Source organism: Segatella copri, assembly GCF_015074785.1.
Taxonomy (GTDB): Bacteria; Bacteroidota; Bacteroidia; order Bacteroidales; family Bacteroidaceae; genus Prevotella.
In genome coordinates this window covers 3,405,371-3,424,092 of the sequence record NZ_CP042464.1, presented here as the reverse complement: position 1 = coordinate 3,424,092, position 18,722 = coordinate 3,405,371, and the positions used below count along the sequence as shown (strand labels likewise).

The 18,722-nt window shown below is 43.2% G+C and carries 17 protein-coding genes and 5 tRNA genes; 6 read left to right on the top strand and 16 right to left on the bottom strand.

Annotation, left to right across the window (positions count from 1 at the left end):
- Positions 1–9: 9 nt before the first annotated feature.
- The 14 genes from rplA to FO447_RS14010 form a co-directional block, all read right to left on the bottom strand.
- The gene (gene rplA / locus FO447_RS14075) at positions 10–702 is read right to left on the bottom strand and encodes a 50S ribosomal protein L1 (protein WP_117586709.1); all 693 of its coding nucleotides are present in this window, start codon (positions 700–702) and stop codon (positions 10–12) included.
- A 21-nt stretch (positions 703–723) separates the two neighbouring features.
- Positions 724–1,164: a 50S ribosomal protein L11 gene (gene rplK / locus FO447_RS14070; protein ID WP_006848846.1), complete on the bottom strand. Its 441-nt coding sequence runs from the start codon at positions 1,162–1,164 to the stop codon at positions 724–726.
- Between the two features lie 58 nt (positions 1,165–1,222).
- Positions 1,223–1,765 carry a transcription termination/antitermination protein NusG gene (gene nusG, locus FO447_RS14065; protein ID WP_006848847.1) on the bottom strand — a complete coding sequence of 181 codons (543 nt, stop codon included), beginning with the start codon at positions 1,763–1,765 and terminating at the stop codon, positions 1,223–1,225.
- 12 nt (positions 1,766–1,777) lie between these two features.
- Positions 1,778–1,966, bottom strand: coding sequence for a preprotein translocase subunit SecE (secE, locus tag FO447_RS14060; RefSeq protein ID WP_006848848.1), 189 nt, complete (start codon positions 1,964–1,966; stop codon positions 1,778–1,780).
- Between the two features lie 16 nt (positions 1,967–1,982).
- Positions 1,983–2,055, bottom strand: a tRNA-Trp gene (locus FO447_RS14055).
- Between the two features lie 63 nt (positions 2,056–2,118).
- Entirely contained in the window at positions 2,119–3,315 is a 1,197-nt protein-coding gene (gene tuf, locus FO447_RS14050) for an elongation factor Tu (RefSeq protein ID WP_022122139.1), read from the bottom strand.
- 68 nt (positions 3,316–3,383) lie between these two features.
- Positions 3,384–3,455, bottom strand: a tRNA-Thr gene (locus tag FO447_RS14045).
- A gap of 14 nt (positions 3,456–3,469) precedes the next feature.
- Positions 3,470–3,542 (bottom strand) — tRNA-Gly (locus FO447_RS14040).
- 13 nt (positions 3,543–3,555) lie between these two features.
- Positions 3,556–3,637 (bottom strand) — tRNA-Tyr (locus tag FO447_RS14035).
- A gap of 17 nt (positions 3,638–3,654) precedes the next feature.
- Positions 3,655–3,728, bottom strand: a tRNA-Thr gene (locus FO447_RS14030).
- Positions 3,729–3,827: 99 nt separating this feature from the next.
- Entirely contained in the window at positions 3,828–4,127 is a 300-nt protein-coding gene (gene hpf, locus FO447_RS14025; protein WP_022122138.1) for a ribosome hibernation-promoting factor, HPF/YfiA family, read from the bottom strand.
- A 23-nt stretch (positions 4,128–4,150) separates the two neighbouring features.
- A complete protein-coding gene (gene xerA, locus FO447_RS14020; RefSeq protein WP_118140348.1) occupies positions 4,151–5,032 on the bottom strand; it encodes a site-specific tyrosine recombinase/integron integrase in 882 nt (293 codons plus the stop codon).
- Positions 5,033–5,115: 83 nt separating this feature from the next.
- Positions 5,116–5,307, bottom strand: coding sequence for a 30S ribosomal protein S21 (rpsU, locus tag FO447_RS14015; RefSeq protein ID WP_006848852.1), 192 nt, complete (start codon positions 5,305–5,307; stop codon positions 5,116–5,118).
- A 136-nt stretch (positions 5,308–5,443) separates the two neighbouring features.
- Positions 5,444–7,231 (bottom strand): aminopeptidase P family protein, encoded by a 1,788-nt coding sequence (locus FO447_RS14010; protein WP_200756903.1) that lies wholly within the window; start codon positions 7,229–7,231, stop codon positions 5,444–5,446.
- Positions 7,232–7,477: 246 nt separating this feature from the next.
- On the opposite strand from FO447_RS14010, the gene FO447_RS14005 reads away from it, so the two are divergent.
- The 4 genes from FO447_RS14005 to FO447_RS13990 all read left to right on the top strand — a co-directional run bounded on the left by FO447_RS14005 (position 7,478) and on the right by FO447_RS13990 (position 11,590).
- Positions 7,478–8,470: a malate dehydrogenase gene (locus FO447_RS14005; RefSeq protein WP_118415817.1), complete on the top strand. Its 993-nt coding sequence runs from the start codon at positions 7,478–7,480 to the stop codon at positions 8,468–8,470.
- A 221-nt stretch (positions 8,471–8,691) separates the two neighbouring features.
- Positions 8,692–9,546: a DUF3737 family protein gene (locus tag FO447_RS14000; RefSeq protein ID WP_200756901.1), complete on the top strand. Its 855-nt coding sequence runs from the start codon at positions 8,692–8,694 to the stop codon at positions 9,544–9,546.
- 263 nt (positions 9,547–9,809) lie between these two features.
- Entirely contained in the window at positions 9,810–11,012 is a 1,203-nt protein-coding gene (locus tag FO447_RS13995) for a MalY/PatB family protein (RefSeq protein WP_022122133.1), read from the top strand.
- A gap of 53 nt (positions 11,013–11,065) precedes the next feature.
- Complete coding sequence (locus FO447_RS13990; RefSeq protein WP_200756899.1) at positions 11,066–11,590, top strand: nitroreductase family protein; 525 nt, start codon at positions 11,066–11,068, stop codon at positions 11,588–11,590.
- A gap of 92 nt (positions 11,591–11,682) precedes the next feature.
- Here FO447_RS13990 and FO447_RS13985 read toward each other — a convergent pair whose 3' ends face one another.
- Positions 11,683–12,942 (bottom strand): 3-deoxy-D-manno-octulosonic acid transferase, encoded by a 1,260-nt coding sequence (locus FO447_RS13985; RefSeq protein WP_200758599.1) that lies wholly within the window; start codon positions 12,940–12,942, stop codon positions 11,683–11,685.
- A 104-nt stretch (positions 12,943–13,046) separates the two neighbouring features.
- A complete protein-coding gene (gene gltX / locus FO447_RS13980; RefSeq protein WP_022122130.1) occupies positions 13,047–14,564 on the bottom strand; it encodes a glutamate--tRNA ligase in 1,518 nt (505 codons plus the stop codon).
- A gap of 118 nt (positions 14,565–14,682) precedes the next feature.
- Here gltX and FO447_RS13975 point away from each other — a divergent pair, with 118 nt between their 5' ends.
- Positions 14,683–16,782, top strand: coding sequence for an HD family phosphohydrolase (locus FO447_RS13975; protein WP_118079733.1), 2,100 nt, complete (start codon positions 14,683–14,685; stop codon positions 16,780–16,782).
- 218 nt (positions 16,783–17,000) lie between these two features.
- A complete protein-coding gene (locus FO447_RS13970; protein ID WP_200756897.1) occupies positions 17,001–18,602 on the top strand; it encodes an OmpP1/FadL family transporter in 1,602 nt (533 codons plus the stop codon).
- The last annotated feature ends 120 nt before the right edge of the window (positions 18,603–18,722 follow it).

The following is an 18,722-nucleotide window of genomic DNA, read 5'->3' as shown; positions in this document are numbered from 1 at the left end:
CTTTTAGAGTTATTCAACTGATTTAGGATCAATCTTGATACCCTTACTCATAGTGCTAGAAATAAAGATACTCTTGATATATGTACCTTTAGCAGCAGCAGGCTTCAGCTTGATAACTGTGTTGATGAACTCCTTAGCATTTCCATAGATCTGCTCAGGAGTCATGCTAACCTTACCGATTGAAGTATGGATAATACCAGCCTTATCAACCTTAAAGTCAATCTTACCTTGCTTAACTTCCTTTACTGCCTTAGCAACATCCATAGTTACAGTGCCACTCTTAGGGTTAGGCATCAAACCACGAGGACCGAGTACACGACCCAAAGGACCAATCTTACCCATACAAGAAGGCATTGTGATGATGACATCAATATCTGTCCAACCACCCTTAATCTTCTCAACGTATTCGTCAAGACCTACATAATCAGCGCCTGCTTCCTTAGCAGCAGCTTCCTGATCAGGAGTACAGAGTGCGAGCACACGAGTAACCTTACCTGTTCCGTTTGGCAATGAAACAACGCCACGAACCATCTGGTTAGCCTTACGTGGATCAACACCTAAGCGTACATCAATATCAAGAGATGCATCAAACTTGGTAGTAGTAATTTCCTTAACCAACTCTGAAGCCTCCTTCAATGTGTATGCCTTCCCTGCTTCAACCTTATCAGCTACTGATTTTTGATTTTTTGTCAGTTTACTCATTTTTCTAATTGAAGTTTTAAATTATTTACCAGGGAAGTCCCCTTTTACAGTAATACCCATACTTCTTGCAGTACCAGCGATGAGCTTCATAGCTGATTCTACAGTAAAGCAGTTCAAGTCCTTCATCTTATCCTCAGCGATTACCTTTACCTGATCCCAAGTAAGAGAAGCAACCTTCTGACGATTAGGCTGAGCAGAACCTGACTTGATTTTGGCAGCCTCTTTCAATTGAACTGCAGCAGGTGGAGTCTTGATAATAAAATCAAAAGACTTGTCAGTATAATAAGTAATAACTACTGGCAACACTTTACCTGCTTTGTCCTGGGTACGGGCGTTGAATTCCTTGCAGAATCCCATAATATTAATACCCTTAGAACCCAATGCAGGTCCTACTGGAGGTGAAGGATTCGCAGCGCCACCTTTAATCTGTAATTTGATTAATCCAGCAACTTCTTTAGCCATTTCTTTGTTAATATTTAAAATTGAAACTTATAAGGAATAACAATCTCGTAACAGAATCCTATTCCTTTTCTACTTGCATAAAACCTAATTCCAACGGAGTTTTACGTCCGAAGATCTTAACCGTAACTTTCAGCTTATGCTTTTCAGCATTAACCTCTTCAACGATTCCGCTGAAACCACTGAATGGACCTTCCATAACCTTAACGGTATCATTAACCAAGTAAGGACAATCAAGATTCTCCTCAAACTCAGTCTCCTCAGCAGAACCCAGCATACGATTGATATCGCGCTGTGGAACTGGTGTTGGTTCATCCAAACCTCCAAGGAAACCCAAAACATTAGGGAGGAAACGCAACGTATGCGCTACATCACCCTTCAGTTTGGCCTCCACAAAAACATAACCTGGAAGAGAGACCTTTTCTTTAACGACTCTCTTTCCATTACGCACAGTTGCATGCTTCTCAACTGGTATCAACACCTGAGAAACATTTGCTGCTAGTAAGTCATTGTGCTTCATTTCAGCTTCGATGTATTCTTTCACCTTAGCCTCTTTACCACTAACGGCTTTAAGCACATACCATTTATTTCCTGCGTCTGCCATTTCCTTAAAAAATTAACCTGGATAAACTACACCCATAAAGGCTTTGAAAATAGAATCCATCGCGAACACAACAAGTGCAATGACTAGGGAAGCAGATAATACAACCATTGCACTATGAGTAAGTTCGGCACGTGATGGCCAAGTAGTCTTATGCGCAAGTTCATCGTAACATGCCTTGCAATAATTTACTATTTTATTCATATTATCTTCTATTTAGCACGGGTTGAAGGGCTCGAACCCTCGACACCTGGTTTTGGAGACCAGTGCTCTACCAACTGAGCTAAACCCGTAGAAAGACTCCCACTCCCTTAGGAGGGGAGTCTGATATATATAGCAAATTAGATAAATCTAAATTACTTGATATCGTCGAGAATTGTTGTAATCTGACCAGAACCTACTGTACGACCACCCTCACGGATAGCGAAACGAAGACCCTCGTTCAAAGCAACCTTGTAGATCAACTCTACCTCAATCTCTACGTTATCACCAGGCATTACCATCTCAACTCCCTCTGGAAGCTTGATTTCACCTGTACAGTCCATAGTACGGAGATAGAACTGAGGACGATACTTGTTACCGAATGGAGTGTGACGGCCACCCTCTTCCTTCTTCAATACATAGATAGAAGCCTTGAAGTGATCGTGAGGAGTAATAGCACCTGGGTGTACAACTACCATACCACGCTTAACCTCAGCCTTATCGATACCACGGAGAAGCAAACCTACGTTATCACCAGCTTCACCCTCAGCAAGGATCTTACGGAACATCTCAACACCAGTAATAACTGACTTCTTGTCCTCACCAAGACCGAGCAACTGAACTTCGTCACCTACCTTGCAACGACCTGTCTCAATACGACCTGTAGCAACAGTACCACGACCTGTAATTGAGAATACATCCTCGATAGGCATCAAGAATGGCTTATCAATCTCGCGCTCTGGCTCCTGAATCCACTCATCAACTGTATCCATCAAAGTCTCAACAGACTTAACCCACTTCTCAACACCGTTCAAAGCACCGAGAGCAGAACCACGTACAATTGGAGTATCCTCCTCGTAACCATACTGCTCGAGGATCTCACGAAGCTCCATCTCAACGAGCTCAAGCATCTCCTCATCATCAACCATATCGCACTTGTTCAAGAAAACAACCAAACGAGGTACGTTTACCTGACGTGCAAGAAGTACGTGCTCACGTGTCTGTGGCATAGGACCATCAGTAGCAGCACAAACCAAGATTGCACCATCCATCTGAGCAGCACCAGTAACCATGTTCTTTACATAGTCAGCGTGTCCAGGACAGTCAACGTGTGCATAGTGACGCTTTGCTGTCTCATACTCGATGTGAGCAGAGTTGATAGTGATACCACGCTCTTTCTCCTCAGGAGCATTATCAATCTGATCGAATGACTTAACTGCCTCAGATGTACCGAGCTTCTCGTTCAATACCTTAGAGATAGCAGCGGTCAGAGTAGTCTTACCATGGTCAACATGACCAATTGTACCAATGTTAACATGCGGTTTGGTACGCACGAATTCTTCTTTAGCCATAGCTTTTCTTTTTATTTATATAAATGAATAATCTGTTCCTCTACCATCCTAAGCATCTAGAACGATAGAGCTGTAACTGAGAGTTGAACTCAGGACCTCTTCCTTACCAAGGAAGTGCTCTACCACTGAGCTATTACAGCAAGTTAATAAATTGAGCGGAAAACGGGGCTCAAACCCGCGACCCCCAGCTTGGAAGGCTAGTGCTCTATCAACTGAGCTATTTCCGCTTATCAAAGAAAGTGGGTAGTGATGGATTCGAACCACCGAAGGCATAGCCAGCAGATTTACAGTCTGCCCCATTTGGCCACTCTGGTAACTACCCAAACTTTTCTTTTTCTGAGCCTCTTGTCGGATTCGAACCAACGACCCCGAGATTACAAATCACGTGCTCTGGCCAACTGAGCTAAAGAGGCGATCTTTACAGCCGCAATACGGCTAAATTTCCATCTACCGGAAAACGGCTGCAAAGATACAACTATTTTTTGAATCAACAAAATTTTTTCGAGTTTTTTTTATCGATTCCTTGATTTTTCTTTAAATTTGGTCAATTGAACCTTCATTGAGTCCACTGCCTGGTCAATTCCTTCCTCAAAAGTGTCACATGTCTTTTCTACGAACAACTTGGTTCCAGGGACAGCAACTTCCAGATGAACTTCCTTGTTCAAGGCAGTAGCAGGCTTCACGACCTTTAATTGCACCTCTACTTTCTGTATATCTTCAAAAGTTTTTTCTAACTTGGCGACTTTCTTTTCGATAAACGCCTGTAACTTCTCGGTAGCGTCGAAGTGAATCGACTGAATCTTAATTTCCATAGTTACCTCCATTTTTTAAAAGGTTACGCCCGAGGATGGGCTTCAATATAAACTCGTTTCAACTGTTCAAACGTTGTATGCGTATAAATCTCGGTCGTCGAGAGTTTCGCATGTCCTAACAGTCTTTTCAAACTTTCAATTCCTGCACCATGATTCAACATTGCAGTAGCAAACGTATGCCTCAACACGTGCGGACTTTTCTTTTTCAACGAGCAAACCCTTGCGAGGTTCTCCTTCACGATTTCTCTGACTTGAACCGGACTCATCCGTCCGCCCTTATCCGCAAGCAAAAGAGCTCCAGACCTAACCATCACTCTTTGTGCTCTTAGAGCCAAATATTCCGAAAGAGCATTTTTAAGCTCGTCACCAAAAGGAACTATACGTTGTTTGTTTCCCTTACCCGTAATCTTTATCTCTTTTTTGATAAAGTTCACATCGTCAACATCAAGTCCTATCAACTCTGACAATCGCATCCCCGTCTCATAGAACAATATTATAATAGTACGTGCGCGTACATTATTATAATCATCGCCCCACATTTTCCTATCAAGCAACTCATCCATCTCATTTTCTTTCAAGAATTGAGGTAGCGGTCTACTTTCCTTAGGTCCTTTGAGGCTATGAGCGGGATCCGACTCCACATAATGTCTGACTAAAGCAAACCGATAGAACATTTTCAAAGCACTCAACCGGCGATTAACCGAGGTTGCCTTATTTCCTGCATCTATCATATGCTCCATCCAGTTGCGAATCATATCAGAATCAACAGATTCCCAAGTGAAGGATTCAGACAAGTTCCTAGCATACTGCTCAAAGAGTTTCAAATCTTCGCGATAGTTTTCTACCGTCCTCTGCGACCTGTTCAGTTCAGAGCGCAAATATTCCAAGAACTTATCTATACTCAACATAACGTCGTACCTTTTTCATTTCGGCAACGAAGTTACGAAAATTATTTTAAACTACCAAATTTTTTGAGGATTTTTTACTTTTATTCCTCGTTTGCACGCAACTGCTGTACGTAGATGGCGTGTTCCATCTTGAGACGCTTCAAAACAGAAGGCTTGTCATACTGCTGACGAGCACGAAGCTCCTTAACAACACCTGTCTTTTCGAATTTTCTCTTAAACTTCTTGAGAGCTCTCTCGATGTTCTCACCGTCTTTAACTGGTACAATAATCATTTTTTTGCTTTTAATTTATTATGTTAAACTTATGTTATTCAATGCGAAATATGGCAATGCCACAATTTGCGGGTGCAAAATTACATCTATTTTATCAAACTACCAAGTTTTTCTTCAACTTTTTACTCTAAAATGTTCATTTTATGGGTTTTGTAGCATTTTCAAGCCATATTTTCTCCTCTTCATCAAGGAAAGGAGACAATTTTTCATAAACTGAATGATGATAAGCATTGAGCCAGTCAATCTCTTCAGGCAACAACATATCAACATCTATAGGAGTGGTATCTATAGGACAAAGAGTAAGAGGCTCTATCTGCAGGAATTTACCGAACTCAGTAGACATGTAGTCTGAAATCAGCACAGTATTTTCTATTCTTACGCCGAACTTACCTGCCAGATACAAACCAGGCTCATCAGTCAAGGTCATTCCAGCTCTCAAAGGTGTAGGCATCCACTCCATTCTTATTTGATGAGGGCCTTCGTGCACACAGAGATACGAACCTACTCCATGGCCTGTACCATGCAAGAAATTATATCCTTCACGCCACATACACTCTCTTCCTACAGCATCCAACTGTGTTCCTGATGCACCATCGGGGAATTTAACCAATTCCAACTGAATATGCGCTTTCAGGACCAAGGTATAAATATGCTTCATCTCTTCAGATACAGGTCCCAAAGCAATGGTACGGGTAATATCAGTAGTACCATCCTGGTATTGAGCCCCAGAGTCTATCAGGATCAAGCCTTCCGGTTTCAGAACGACATCTGTTTCAGGAGTTGCCTCATAATGGACAATTGCTCCATGCTGCGCATAGCCGGCAATCGTATCAAAAGAAATATCTCTGAACAGTTTCTGTTCGGCACGTAGCGACGTTAATTTCTCATCAATGGAAATTTCAGTTTGTCCGCCAGCCTCAACAGCAGGTTTCAGCCACTTCAAGAACTTAACCATAGCAACACCATCTTTAAGCATCGCACTACGGTAGCCCTCTATTTCTGCTTTATTTTTCACAGCCTTCATAGCCGGAATAGGAGAACCAGCAGCAACAATTTCCTGGCATTTTACAGCTTTCCACAGATAATAGCTCGTTTCATTTCCATCTAACAGGATATTATATTCCGAATATGATTCAAGGCATTTTTCCACCTTATTATATTTATAGAGAGAAACCTGATTGTCTTGAAGATACTGTTTTACTTCAGGAGATAATTTATTATCATCCACGAAAAGAGAAACTTTATCGCTCTCAATCAACAAATAACTTACAAATACAGGATTGCAATGAACATCTGTACCACGAAGATTCAAAGTCCAAGCAATATCATCCAATGCAGAAACGAGCATACCATCTGCATGAAGTCCTCTCAAAGACTTACGGATACGGGCCACTTTAGAGGCTAGCGTCTCTCCAGCATATCCCAATGGTTGAATTTCTACAGGATTTGCAGGAAGCGAAGGACGATTCTCCCAAATCTGTTCCAAAGGGTCCAAATTAGTTCTAAGCGTAATTCCACCGAGTTTACGGAGAGAATAGCTTAAATCTTTAACATAATTATAAGAGTTGACCATGCCATCAAGTCCAACCTCAGGAGATTGTACATCCTGCAATTCTTTTCCCAACCATTCTGCGATAGTAGGCGTACCTTCCATTTTCAGCCTCATCAGCTGATATTCAGTACCTTCCAACTGTTCTTCCGCAGCCAGGAAGTAGCGGGAATCAGTCCATAAAGCAGCCGATTTCATTGTAACGACAGCAGTACCAGCCGACCCGTTAAAACCAGAGATCCACTCTCTTCCTCGCCAATGGTCGGCAACATACTCGCTCTGATGAGCATCTGTACTAGGGAAGATGAAAGCAGAAAGATGTTCACGCTTCATCAACTCCCTCAATCTAGCTAAACGTAATTCGATTTCATTCATAATTGTTATGCAATTTAATGTTTAACTTAACTCAAAATAATGCATTTTGCTAATTAGAGATTACAAAGATAACATTTTTAAGAATTAACAACAAATTTAAGCGCAAAAATATGCACGATTTACATTACTTTTTATTAATTTTGCGGTCGGAAAGTAAAAAGAAGGAGTTTTACAAACTTTATTCCAGATACATTCCGCTATTTTTCAGAGAAAAAGATTATAAACATTTAAATAAGAATTGTAGTTATGAATTTTTTAACAAATGACAAACTCGTTATCGTCGGTGCAGGCGGTATGATCGGTTCTAACATGGTACAGAGCGCTTTGATGCTCGGTCTTACTCCAAACATCTGTCTTTATGATATCTTCGAGCCAGGTGTACATGGTGTTTTCGATGAGATTCAGCAGTGCGCATTCCCAGGTGTTAACGTAACTTATACTGTTAACCCAGAAGAGGCTTTCACTGGTGCTAAATATATCATTTCTTCTGGTGGTGCTCCTCGTAAGGAGGGTATGACTCGTGAAGATCTTCTTAAGGGCAACTGCAAGATTGCTGCAGAATTTGGTGACAACATCAAGAAGTACTGCCCAGAGGTTGAGCACGTAGTTGTTATCTTCAACCCAGCTGACGTTACAGCTCTTACAGCACTTATCCACTCTGGTTTGAAGCCAAACCAGTTGACATCACTCGCAGCTCTCGATTCTACTCGTCTGCAGCAGGCTTTGGCCCTCGAGTTCGGTGTACAGCAGGATAAGGTTACTGGCGCTCACACTTATGGTGGTCACGGCGAGCAGATGGCTGTATTTGCTTCTCAGGTTAAGGTTGACGGCAAGCCATTGGCAGAGATGGGTCTTTCTGACGAGCGTTGGGAAGAGATCAAGCACCACACAGTACAGGGTGGTTCTAACATCATCAAGCTCCGTGGCCGTTCTTCATTCCAGAGCCCAGCTTACAATGCAGTTAAGATGATCGAGGCTGCTATGGGTGGTGAGAAGTTCACATTGCCAGCAGGTTGCTACGTTAAGTGCGACAAGTGCGGCTTCAAGAACGTAATGATGGCTATGCCTACTACTATCGACAAGACTGGTGTTCACTTCACAGAGCCTACAGGTACTGAGGAAGAGCTCGCTAGCCTCGCTAAGTCTTACGAGCACCTTTGCAAGATGCGCGATGAGATCGTAGAGCTCGGCATCGTTCCTCCAGTAGCTGAGTGGAAAGAGATGAACCCTAACTTGTAATTCTCCGCTTCGGATTTTTAGAAGTTAACTCGATAAGGGCTGAATCGTGAAAATGCTTCATGATTCAGCCTTTTTTCATTTATTTTCCTCCTATAGCGACCATTTATCCCCCAAATACGCCATATCGTTACATTTTTCTGTAAATCAGGTTATACGAGTTTGGTATTATTTTTGTAATTTTGCACACAGAAATAACAAATAAAAAAGGATAATAGAAAATTATGGAATTGATAAAGAACAAATCATTCGGGGGCGAGCGCCCTCTTTTCGGTGCTCACGATGTGCGTTTAGAAGATATTACGATTACAGATGGCGAGTCGGGCATCAAGTGCTGCCAAAACATAGAATGCCACCATTCCAAGTTTTATGGCAAATACCCTTGGTGGCATGTGGACGGTTCCCTTATCACAGACTGCTACTTCGCCCCAGAAAGCCGTTCGGCCATCTGGTATAGTGATAATATGGTGATGAAAGACTGCACCATCGATGGTCCTAAGTTCTTCCGCGAAATGAAGAATCTGGATTTGGAGAACGTAAACATCACAGATGCTGATGAGACTTTCTGGAAGGTAGATGGCTTGAAACTGAAGAACGTAAAGCTCCACGATGGAACTTATCCATTCATGTTCTCCAAGAATATCTATGTAGACGGACTTGAGAGCGATTCCAAGTATGTATTCCAATACTGCAGAAATGTGGAGATTCACAACGCAAAGATTACAACCAAGGACAGTTTCTGGGAATGCGAGAATGTAACCGTCTATGATTCGGAACTGAATGGTGAGTATCTGGCCTGGCACAGCAAGAACATCAAGTTCGTACGTTGCCACATCAGCGGCGAGCAGCCTCTCTGCTACATGGACCATGTAACTCTGGAGGATTGCACCTTTAATAAGGAATGCGACCGTGCCTTCGAGGATTGCACCAACATCGATGCACAGATCAAGGGAAGTATCACCAATATCAAGAACCCTATCTCCGGAAGAATCGAGGCAGACGAAGTGGGAAGCGTAACATATACTGAGTTTGCCAAAGCGCCAAAGGGTGCATGTGAAATCACAGATAAATCGAAATAGTTTAAGAGATAATTACAGAAATGACAACAATCAAGTAAATTACTTATTGTTCCCATAACTAATTGTTCTTACACTTAGCTGAAATCTCCGTTCATAGACACTGAACGGCCGTTCAAAAGCTTTGAATGTACGTTCAATGTCTTTGAACGGAGATTCAAAGTCTATGAACGAAGATTTCAATTAGGAGAAAAAGAGAATTATCCTATATAAATAAGAGAATTATCCTATATAGATAGAAGAAACAACATAGATAGAAAACAAATATGAAATACAATTTTGATGAAATCATCGAACGTCGTGGAACCAACTCATACAAATGGGATTTGGTGAAGGAAGACGGCGTTATTCCGATGTGGGTAGCAGATATGGACTTCCAGACTGCTCCCTGCATCATCGAAGCTCTGCAGAAGCGCGTAGCTCATGGCATCTTCGGCTATACCCTCGTACCTGATTCTTATTACGAGGCTATCATCAGCTGGTTCTCCCGCCGCCACCAGTGGAAGATAGAGAAAGACTGGATACTCTATACTTCAGGCGTTGTACCAGCCATTTCCTGCTGTCTGAAAGCCATCTGCATGCCTGGCGAGAAGGTTTTGGTGCAGACTCCTGTGTACAACTGCTTCTTCTCCTGCATTACAAACAGCGGCTGCGAAGTAGTAGAAAACGAACTGAAACGTGTGGGCAACTGCACTTATGAGATAGATTTCGAAGACTTCGAGCGCAAATGTGCCGATGAGAAGACCACAGCCTTCATCCTCTGCAATCCTCACAATCCAGCCGGAAGGGTATGGAAGAAAGAGGAACTGGAGCGAATGAATGACATCTGTCTCAAGCACGGGGTAAAGGTCATCGCAGATGAAATTCATTGCGAGCTCATCATGCCAGGCTATCAGTATACTCCATTTGCCAGCATCAGCGAAGCTTGCCGCGACAACTGCGTAGTATTGAATTCTCCATCAAAGTCATTCAATATTGCAGGACTTCAGATAGCCAACATTATCTGTCCGGATGCAACATTGCGCCGCCGCATCAACCGTGCCATCAACATCAACGAGGTTTGTGACGTAAACCCATTCGGCGTCATCGCTCTCCAGGCAGCTTACAATGAGGGAGAAGAATGGCTGGATGAATTGAACCAATATCTCTACGAGAACTATCAGGCAGTAAAGGAATTCTTCAATACCGAATTGCCACAAGTTCGCGTTACCCGCCTTGAAGGCACCTACCTGGTATGGCTCGACATTCTGCCATTCGAATTATCTAGCGACGAGGCTTACGAAAAGCTGATGAACGATGGTAAGGTATTCGTCAACAGTGGTACGATGTATGGCAGAAAGGCTGGTCAGGGCTACCTGCGCCTCAACATCGCCTGTCCTCGCAAGACCCTGATGCAGGGCCTGATTCGCATTGCTCGGGTTCTCAGCCAGTATATGGATGAAGAGGATTTAAGCGGATGCCCTGCATAAAAGAGCGAAGAAAGAGAAAAGATTTCTAAATAAAATATTTAAAACAAGATAAGATGGAAAATGAAGTTTTAAAAGCCATTAAGGAGAGAAGAAGCATTCGTCGCTTCAAGGCAGATCAGATTACCGACGAAGAGTTGAAGACGGTATTGGAAGCCGGCACATGGGCAGCAACAGGTCATGGAACCCAGGAGCCTTTCATCATTGCCGTTCAGAATCCTGAGATTTGCGCCCAGCTTCGCAAGATGAACGCAGAAATCATGGGTGTAGAAAGCGATCCTTACTATGGAGCGCCAACCATCGTTATCGTTCTGGCACCAGAAAGCAACGTTAATGGTGTGAAAGATGGCAGCCTTATCTTAGGCAATATGATGCTTGCTGCCCACTCTATCGGCCTTGCATCTTGCTGGATTAACCGTGAAGACGGCATGTTTGCATCAGAAGAAGGCAAGAAGCTGATGAAGGACTGGAATCTTCCAGAGGGGCTGATGGGTATCGGTGCCTTAGCCTTGGGTTATGCTTCTTCGCATCCTCATACCGTAAAACCAAGAAAAGAGGATTACTACCGCATTATCAAATAAAGGCAGGATGCCTGGTTTACGGCACATAAATAATAAAAGGTCTCATGAAGAAAAACATTCATGAGACCTTTTCTTGTATAGGATACTATAAATTACAACTTTACACTTGTCAAGACCTTATCAGTAGCGCCAGCCAAATGAGCCACGAAGGTGCCAGCCTTATCGCCAGCCTGTTTCAGGAAGGTCTCATCATTCATCAGAGAACTCATCAAGCCTGAGAAATCCTCATAGGTATTGATTTCAAAACCTCCACCCGATTTCAGCAAGCCTTGAGCCTCCTGAAACTTTTTATTGTTCGGGCCAAAGATAACCGGCATATTCCATACGGCAGCCTCCAAGGTGTTATGAATACCTACACCAAAGCCACCACCGATATAAGCCACATCACCATAGTTGTACATACTGCTCAACAATCCGAAACAATCGATGATCAAGACATCAGCCTCCGCAGCTTCCTCAGGAGTAGTCTGCGTATAGCGCACCACCTTCTTGCCCTTTATCAGAGAAAGAATCAACTTCAGATGCTCTTCAGCAATGACATGAGGAGCAATCAGCAGGCGCCAATCCTTATGCTCATTAAAGAAAGGTATAAAGATATTCTCATCTGGTGGCCAAGAGCTACCGGCAACAAATACCTTGAAATCATGATGTGGTACATCCGCAGACTGAGATGAAGCTACTCCTGTTCTGAAAGCCTCGCAAATCGGCAATTGCTTGGCAGCCTCCTTTATCTGGAGAACACGGTCGAAACGGGTATCTCCTACCACATCCACAGCCGTGATGCCGATACCTTCGAGCAATCGCTTACTCTCTTCGTTCTGTACGAAGAAACGGGTAAAGCACTTCAGCACTCCAGCATAGTTTCTTCCATACCATTTGAAGAACACCTGATCCTCGCGGAAGATACTGCTCACGCTATAAGTAGGAATGTTGCGATGCTTCAGGATATGAAGGAAATTAGACCAGAACTCATACTTGATGAAGAAAGCCATCACAGGACGTACCAATCTAAGGAAACGGATGGCGTTCAACCGAGTATCCACCGGCATATAACAGATGATGTCAGCTCCCTCATAGTTCTTGCGCACCTCATAACCTGAAGGAGAATAGAAGGTAAGCAAAATCTTATACTGAGGATAGTCCTTGCGGATACGTTCCATCAAAGGTCGTCCCTGTTCAAACTCACCGAGCGATGCAGCATGAAACCAAATGTACTTAGCGTTAGGATCTACCTTCTGCTTCAATATTTTGAAAGCCTCACGCTCACCACGCCACATCTTGCGCACCTTTTCATTGAACAGACTTGCAATGGCTATGCCCCAAAGGACGAAATATATTACGATATTATAGATCATGATATTTCTTTATATTGGTTACTATCTATAAATACGTGAACTCTCTGAATAGCCTTCAGCAATATTCTGCAGAAAGCCATTCAGAGAGAAATTATTGTGAATTAACCCAAAACTTCGATTGCCTTGCGAAGACGGCGCAGAGTTTCCTCCTTGCCAAGGAAGGCAGAGATATCGAACATACCCGGGCCCTTACCCTCACCTACGAGAGTCAGACGGAATGCGTTCATCACATCACCCAGCTTATAGCCCTTATCCTCTACCCATTTCATCACGACAGGTTCCTGACCTTCGATAGAGAAATCCTCAATACCTTCAAGCACATCAGCAAGTTCTGTCATCTGCTGTGCAGAATATTCCTTCCAGCGCTTCTTGGCTGTCTTAGCATCATACTCTGTAGGAGCAATGAAGAAGAAAGAACACAATGGCCACAATTCATAGACGAAGTTCACACGATCCTTCATCATGTGTACCACCTGCTTTACGCGGTCCAGAGTTTCCTCTACACCATTGTTGGCAACAATAGGGGCAAAGAGGTTAGCTATTTCATCATCGCTCTTCATCAGAATGTATTCGTGGTTGAACCAGATTCCCTTCTTGAAGTCGAACTTGGCACCAGCCTTAGAGCAACGTGAAATATCAAAAGCCTTCACCAGTTCATCAAGAGAGAAGATTTCCTGTTCTGTACCAGGATTCCAGCCGAGGAGCGCCAGGAAGTTGACTACAGCCTCTGGGAAGTAGCCACTCTCACGATAACCGGAAGAAACCTCGCCAGTCTTAGGATCATGCCACTCCAGCGGGAATACCGGGAAACCGAGGCGGTCGCCATCACGCTTACTCAGCTTACCTTTACCTTCAGGCTTAAGAAGCAAAGGAAGATGCGCAAAACGAGGCATGGTATCTTCCCAACCGAAAGCCTTATAAAGAAGTACGTGCAAAGGCGCACTAGGCAACCACTCCTCACCACGGATTACATGAGAGATTTCCATCAGGTGGTCGTCTACGATATTTGCCAGGTGATAAGTTGGCAATTCATCAGCACTCTTGTAAAGCACCTTATCATCCAGGATATCACTCATTACCTTCACATCACCACGAATCATATCGTTCACGTGAATTTCCTGTCCCGGTTCAATCTTGAAACGTACAGTATACTGCTTTCCGTCAGCAATCAGCTTATCAACCTCTTCCTTAGAAAGAGTCAGAGAGTTGCGCATCTGCATACGAGTATGAGCATCATACTGGAAATTCTGGATTTCGGCACGTTTCGCTTCCAACTCCTCAGGAGTATCAAAAGCAATATACGCCTTATCATTATCCAGAAGCTGCTGAACATACTGCTTATAGATATCACGACGTTCACTCTGGCGATAAGGTCCATGCTCTCCACCGAAACTTACACCCTCGTCAAACTGGATACCCAGCCACTTGAAAGATTCCAGGATATATTCTTCGGCTCCAGGCACGAAACGATGAGAATCTGTATCCTCAATACGGAACACCAGCTCACCTCCATGTTGGCGAGCAAACAAATAATTATACAGAGCGGTACGAACACCGCCAATGTGCAATGCACCCGTTGGACTAGGGGCAAAACGCACCCTTACTTTTCTATCTGCCATGTCTTTTTATAGCTATTTTCAAATTTTTCTGCAAATTTACATCTTTTTTTGCGATTTTAGCCGTTTTTTTTCGTATTTTCGCACTGTAAAACGAAATAAGTAAGAAAAAAGTAGGAAAATGAGCATATTTAACAACCCAGAAGAGAACTATTGGCGCAATTTCGCCACAAAAACGGTTTTGATATTAATTACCGTTGCTATCATTGTTTGGTTCCTTCCTCGCAACGAAGGAAGGATGTTCCGGTACGATGTTGGAAAGCCATGGATGTATGGTTCCGTCATTGCAAAATTTGACTTTCCGATCTATAAGACCGATGAAGCTATCAAGCGTGAACAGGATTCGCTGATGAAGCAATTCCAACCTTATTATTCTGTCAATGAATCCATCGGCAGCGAACAGGTGAGCCGTTTCCTGCACGACTTCAGCCAAGGTGTACCAGGTTTGCCAAAAGAATATGTGGGACTCATAGCCCACCAGCTTCAGCGCCTTTATCAGACCGGCATCATCGCTACCACGGAATATAATCGTATCTACAAAGATTCTACCAGTATGATACGAATTATCAACGGAAAGAATGTGAAGAGCGTACCTATCGGTTCGTTCTACTCTACTATTGCCGCTTACGAACGCATCTTCTACGATGAGAAACTGGCAACCCAGCGACAGCTTTTATCCCGTTGCAACCTCAACAATTATGTTGAAGCCAACGTCATATACGATAAGGGAAGAAGCGAGGCAGAGAAAGCCGACATGATGAGCAGCATTCCACTGGCAAGCGGAATGGTGATGAGCGGTCAGAAGATTGTGGATCGTGGTGAAGTGATTACGAACAACACCTATCGGGTGCTCAATTCATTCGATAAGGAGATGAAGCGCCGCAGTTCTACCCAGGAAGAACTGACAACCACTATCATCGGACAGGTACTGTTTATCTTCATTCTTGTCATGCTGTTTACCTCTTATCTCTCACTTTTCAGAAAAGACTATTTTGATAAGCCGCGCAGCATTACCATGCTTTATGCGATGATTACGCTTTTCCCTATCTTTGTGTCGCTCATGATGAAACACAATTTCTTCAGCGTCTATATCATCCCATTTGCCATGGCGCCTATCTTCGTACGTGTATTTATGGACTCGCGTACAGCCTTTATCAGCCACGTTACGATGATTCTTATTTGTGCAGCAGCTGTAAAATACCAATACGAGTTTATCATCGTACAGCTGGTAGCAGGTCTTGTTGCTATTTACAGTTTGCGTGAACTCAGCAAGCGCTCGCAGATATTCATCACAGCCCTGTTGGTAACTATAGCCAGCAGTGTAGTATATCTTGCCCTTCAGCTGATGCAGGACAACCAGGTGTTCAACGTAGATGCCAGTATGTATACCTACTTTACCGTAAACGGCATCTTCCTGCTACTCTCTTATCCGCTCATGTACATTATAGAAAAGATGTTTGGATTTACATCTAATGTTACACTTTTCGAGTTGTCAAATACCAACAAGGGATTACTCCGCAACCTGAGTGAGATTGCTCCAGGCACCTTCCAGCATTCTATCACCGTAGGTAACCTGGCAGCAGAGATTGCCAACCGCATCAGAGCCAACAGTCTCCTGGTACGTACCGGAGCACTCTATCATGATATCGGTAAGATGACTAACCCTGTTTTCTTCACAGAGAATCAGGCGGGCGTTAATCCTCACGACCAGTTAAGCGACCTTGAGAGTGCACAGATTATCATAAGCCATGTTTCAGAAGGTCTGAAGATGGCAGAGAAGGTTGGTCTGCCAGGCATCATAAAGGATTTCATCACTACTCATCACGGAACGGGCATCACCAAGTATTTCTATATTAATTACTGTAATGCTCACCCTACAGAGGTGATTGATAAGTCGCAGTTCCAATATCCTGGACCAAACCCATTTACTCGCGAACAGGCCATTCTGATGATGGCAGATACGGTTGAAGCGGCTTCGCGCTCTCTGAACGAATATACAGAAGAAAGCATCAGTAACCTCGTCAATAAACTCATCGACGGACAGGTGGCAGATGGTTTCTTCAAGGAGTGCCCTATCACGTTCCGAGACATTGCTCTCGCTAAACAAGTACTCATCGAACGACTCAAGGCTATTTACCATACCCGTATTTCGTATCCTCACTTGAACGTAAGACAGAATGCCGGCAAAAAGACGAGTCAGGAGTCTAAAGAACAAGAGTAAAGATACAATTCGTGAAGTTCTTATGCCGTAAAGCGTATAAACGGATATACAAAAAGGTAAAACATAACCGATAAAAGTCCTTTTTCTTGCACAGTTTTTCAAATCTGTGCAAGAGAAAGGGCTTTTTGCGTTAATATGTTTTAAATATTTAATAAAACCAATAGTGAAATAGAACATTATAGTTACCTTTGCGGACGTTTTTATTTAATATTATTAAGATGAAGAAACTAAAATTAGTTGGTTTGGCCATTGCGATGGCTTGTGCAACCCCATCTTTTGCAGGCGGTTTGCTCACCAACACCAATCAACATGTAGCATTCAACAGAATGATGAGCCGTGAGGCTTCAATTGGTATCGACGGTGTTTATTACAATCCAGCCGGAGTTGTATTCATGGGTGAAGGTCACCATCTCGCCATCAACTGGCAGTTGGCTTACCAAACACGTAGCATTGAAAATGATTATGCTCTGTTCACAAACAATGTGAACAATCCTATTACTCCTCGTACATTCAAGGGTGAGGCTTTTGCACCTGTCATCCCTTCATTCCAGTATGCTTATAATAAAGGTAGATGGTCACTCCAGGCTAGCTTCGCCCTCACGGGTGGCGGTGGCAAGTGTACCTTCGATAATGGTCTGGGCTCTTTCGAAAAGATCGTAGCTGAGACAGCAATGGCTGCTTGCGGTTTGGCAAGAACTGTTGACAACGTATTGGGCAATACACTTGGACAGCCAGGAATGCAAATGTTTACAACCGACCAAGCATTCGGACAGAAAGGCGAATATAGTTACAATAGCTATATGCATGGACGTCAATACTATTATGGTCTCTCTGTAGGTGCTGCATATAAATTCAGCGACAACTTCAGCGCATTTGCAGGCGTGCGTGGCGTTTATGCTTCAACAAACTACTATGGATATGTTGAAAACATCAAGGTAGGCAACATGCCTCTTTACAAGGTACTCGACCCTAACAAGGAAAATGCAGCCAACATTGAATTGAGCTGTGATCAGAGCGGCATCGGCTTTACTCCTATCATCGGTGTAGACTTCAAGACAGGCAAGTGGAACTTCTCTGCAAAATATGAGTTCAAGACTCGCATACGTTTGAAGAACAAGTCTGTAAATCAGGCTCCTAGTATCAGTGCTCTCCCAGACAACTTGTCCAGACAGATGGTTGGAACATTGACTCAAGTATTCACAAATAAGGGTATGACTCCAGAGAAAGCTCTAGCCACTGCAACAAATACTACTCAAGCTGTTTTGACTAACGGTGATGTAGTAAAGACAATGGCTGGCTTGAAGACTCAGTTCGATACAGAGCTCGAAGAGGCTATCGGTGAATATGAGGATGGCAAGAAGATTGCTGGTGATATTCCTGCTTATCTGGCACTCGGTGTTGGCTATAGCCCTGTCGATGCAGTTAGAGTAAACGTAGGTTTCCACTGGTTCGATGACAAGCACGCTACATCTTACAACAACCGACAGGAGAAGTTAAAGCGCGGTACCTTGGAGTACAACGCAGGTGTTGAAGTGGATGTCAACAAGAAGATTACCTTGAGTACAGGTTGGCAGAATACCAACTATGGCTTGAGCGATGAATACATGGACGACAAATCATTCGTTGTCAGTTCCAACTCTGCAGCTATCGGTGGTGTTTATCACATCAATAAGAAGATGGATCTGAACGTAGCTTACTTCCATACCTTCTATCAGCACAAGAAGACTTCAGAGAATGTAGAACTAATAGGAAAGACCTACAGTTCTGACTACACACGTAACAACAACGTATTTGCAGTAGGTCTTGACATCAACTTTTAAACATAACTACAAATATCATAATTAAAAGGCTACCCGTTCTTGCAACAAGTAACGGATAGCCTTTTTAATTTTATTTACCAATCATATTTTCTTCCATTCTACCAGAGAAAAGGATGTCCA

What these genes read in the sequence shown, in the direction of transcription:
- gltX (WP_022122130.1), bottom strand. Translation starts at nt 14,564, where the DNA reads ATGGCAGATAGAAAAGTAAGGGTGCGTTTTGCCCCTAGTCCAACGGGT.
- FO447_RS14005 (WP_118415817.1), top strand. Translation starts at nt 7,478, where the DNA reads ATGAATTTTTTAACAAATGACAAACTCGTTATCGTCGGTGCAGGCGGT.
- rplK (WP_006848846.1), bottom strand. Translation starts at nt 1,164, where the DNA reads ATGGCTAAAGAAGTTGCTGGATTAATCAAATTACAGATTAAAGGTGGC.
- hpf (WP_022122138.1), bottom strand. Translation starts at nt 4,127, where the DNA reads ATGGAAATTAAGATTCAGTCGATTCACTTCGACGCTACCGAGAAGTTA.
- FO447_RS13970 (WP_200756897.1), top strand. Translation starts at nt 17,001, where the DNA reads ATGAAGAAACTAAAATTAGTTGGTTTGGCCATTGCGATGGCTTGTGCA.
- tuf (WP_022122139.1), bottom strand. Translation starts at nt 3,315, where the DNA reads ATGGCTAAAGAAGAATTCGTGCGTACCAAACCGCATGTTAACATTGGT.
- FO447_RS13975 (WP_118079733.1), top strand. Translation starts at nt 14,683, where the DNA reads ATGAGCATATTTAACAACCCAGAAGAGAACTATTGGCGCAATTTCGCC.
- FO447_RS13995 (WP_022122133.1), top strand. Translation starts at nt 9,810, where the DNA reads ATGAAATACAATTTTGATGAAATCATCGAACGTCGTGGAACCAACTCA.
- secE (WP_006848848.1), bottom strand. Translation starts at nt 1,966, where the DNA reads ATGAATAAAATAGTAAATTATTGCAAGGCATGTTACGATGAACTTGCG.
- FO447_RS14010 (WP_200756903.1), bottom strand. Translation starts at nt 7,231, where the DNA reads ATGAATGAAATCGAATTACGTTTAGCTAGATTGAGGGAGTTGATGAAG.
- FO447_RS14000 (WP_200756901.1), top strand. Translation starts at nt 8,692, where the DNA reads ATGGAATTGATAAAGAACAAATCATTCGGGGGCGAGCGCCCTCTTTTC.
- nusG (WP_006848847.1), bottom strand. Translation starts at nt 1,765, where the DNA reads ATGGCAGACGCAGGAAATAAATGGTATGTGCTTAAAGCCGTTAGTGGT.
- rpsU (WP_006848852.1), bottom strand. Translation starts at nt 5,307, where the DNA reads ATGATTATTGTACCAGTTAAAGACGGTGAGAACATCGAGAGAGCTCTC.
- FO447_RS13990 (WP_200756899.1), top strand. Translation starts at nt 11,066, where the DNA reads ATGGAAAATGAAGTTTTAAAAGCCATTAAGGAGAGAAGAAGCATTCGT.
- rplA (WP_117586709.1), bottom strand. Translation starts at nt 702, where the DNA reads ATGAGTAAACTGACAAAAAATCAAAAATCAGTAGCTGATAAGGTTGAA.